The sequence below is a fragment of the Nonomuraea rhizosphaerae genome, assembly GCF_019396405.1.
Lineage (GTDB): Bacteria > Actinomycetota > Actinomycetes > Streptosporangiales > Streptosporangiaceae > Nonomuraea > Nonomuraea rhizosphaerae.
In genome coordinates, this window is record NZ_JAHKRL010000380.1 from 1 (window position 1) to 1966 (window position 1966).

The 1966-nt window shown below is 73.3% G+C and carries 2 protein-coding genes; one reads left to right on the top strand and one right to left on the bottom strand.

Annotation, left to right across the window (positions count from 1 at the left end; all coding sequences use genetic code 11):
• The coding region (gene yczR / locus KME77_RS19505) for a MocR-like transcription factor YczR (RefSeq protein WP_219469721.1) at positions 1-1186 on the bottom strand (1186 nt) is incomplete at its 3' end.
• A gap of 63 nt (positions 1187-1249) precedes the next feature.
• Between yczR and yczE the strand changes: the two genes are divergently transcribed.
• Positions 1250-1852, top strand: a complete 603-nt coding sequence (yczE, locus tag KME77_RS19510) for a membrane protein YczE (RefSeq protein ID WP_219469724.1) — start codon at positions 1250-1252, stop codon at positions 1850-1852.
• Positions 1853-1966 lie beyond the last annotated feature (114 nt).

A 1966-nucleotide genomic window follows, 5' to 3' on the forward strand; every position in this document is an offset into this window, starting at 1 on the left:
ACCCGCCGCCCCTCGGGACCGCGAACTCCCACTCCGGCAGCCGCTCGCGCAGCGCCGCCACGAGCGCGTCACGCGAGGCGCGCAGCGTGCGGCGGCGCTCGGCCCTGGTCTGCTCCATCCGGTCGAACAGCCGCGCCACCACGAGCTGCTCCAGCACCGGGCTGGCGATGTCCACGGCGCCGCGGTGCACGGCCAGGCGGCGGGCCAGCGCGGCCGTGGCGCGCACCCAGCCGATGCGCAGCCCGCCCCACCACAGCTTGGAGGCCGACCCGATGGTGACCACCCTGCTGTCGGTGTCGAACGCGCCCAGGTGCGCGGTCCGCGGCACCTCCTCCAGCGCCAGCTCCGACCAGGTGTCGTCGACGACCAGCATGGTGTCGTTGCGCCTGGCCGCCCCGGCGACGGCGGCGCGGGTGGCGTCGTCCATGAGCGCGCCGGTCGGGTTCTGGAAGTCGGGCATCAGGTACGCCAGCCGCGCCGCCGACTGCCGCATCGCCGAGGCGACCAGGTCGGCCTGCCAGCCCTCGTGCGAGATGCCGACGGGCACGATCCTGCCGCCGCGCAGGCGGGTGACGTCGAGCGCGTGCGGGTAGGTGGGCGACTCGACGAGCACCGTGTCGCCGGCCCCCACCAGCAGCCCGAACACCAGCTGCAGGGCGTGCTGGGAGCCGGTGGTGACGAGGATCTGCTCCGGGCGGGTGGCCAGGCCGCGCGCGGTGTAGTGGGCGGCGATGCGCTCCCGCAGCGCGATCAGGCCCATCGGGTCGTAGCCGTGGCCCATGCCGTACCTGGGCAGGTCCTCGACGGCCCCGGCGACGGCCTCGCCCAGCGCCGACGGGGCGGGCGGGGCGGCGCAGTGCATGGGGATGAGGCCGTCGCCGTCCACGGACATCCACGGGTTGTCGGCCGCCATGGCCGGGTCCGGCAGCGCGGTCCAGCTTCCCGAGCCCTGCCTGCTCTCCAGGTAGCCGCGCTCGCGCAGCACGTCGTAGGCGGCGGTGACGGTGGTGCGGCTGACGGCCAGCGTCCTGGCCAGGTCGCGCTCGGCGGGCAGGCGCACGCGCACCGGGAGCTGGCCGTCCATGATGCGGGCGCCCACGGCGTCGGCGAGGGCGCGGTAGTAGGGCCGCGCCCCGGCGGGGACGTCCAGGAGCCGGGCCACCTGGGTCGCCGACAAGAATCGCATCAGGCCACTTTCGGGGATTGGCCCTGTTTTGGCAACCCGCACTCCTGCCACTCTGGGACCACTATGAGCGAAGCATCCGTTCAGCGTCCTTCCTCCATTCCCGCCCGTCTCGTTCGCCTTTACAGCGGTCTGGCCCTGTACGGAGGCGGCATCGCCCTGCAGATCGAGTCCGGCATGGGCAACGCCCCGTGGAACGCCTTCCACCAGGGCGTCGCCCTCCGCACGGGGCTGTCGATCGGGACGGTCATCATCCTGGTCGGCGCGGCGGTGATGGTGCTGTGGCTCCCGCTCAGGGAGAGGCCGGGACTCGGCACGATCAGCAACATCGTGTTCGTCGGCCTGTTCGCCGACGCCGCCGTCCACCTGCTGCCCACCGCCACCCACTGGGCCCTCGGCTCCCTGTACATGGTGCTCGGCGTGGTGGCGATCGCCCTGGCCACCGTGATGTACATCGGCGCGCGGATGGGCCCTGGGCCGCGCGACGGCATCATGACCGGCCTGACCAGGCTCGGGCTGTCGGTGCGGCTCAGCCGCTTCCTCATCGAGATCACCGTGCTGGCCGCCGGCTGGCTGCTCGGCGGTACGGTCGGGGTGGGAACGGTGGTGTTCGCGGTGGCGATCGGCCCGCTCACCCAGCTCTTCGCCCGGCGCTTCCCCATGGAGTGACCCGTTCGAGGCAGAGGATCGGGCCCCTCCGGGGCAGATGACTCGGCCTCTTCTGGGCAGATGACCCGGTCTCGCGGCCGTGCCCGATCGTGACGCGACACGATCGGAGCGGCC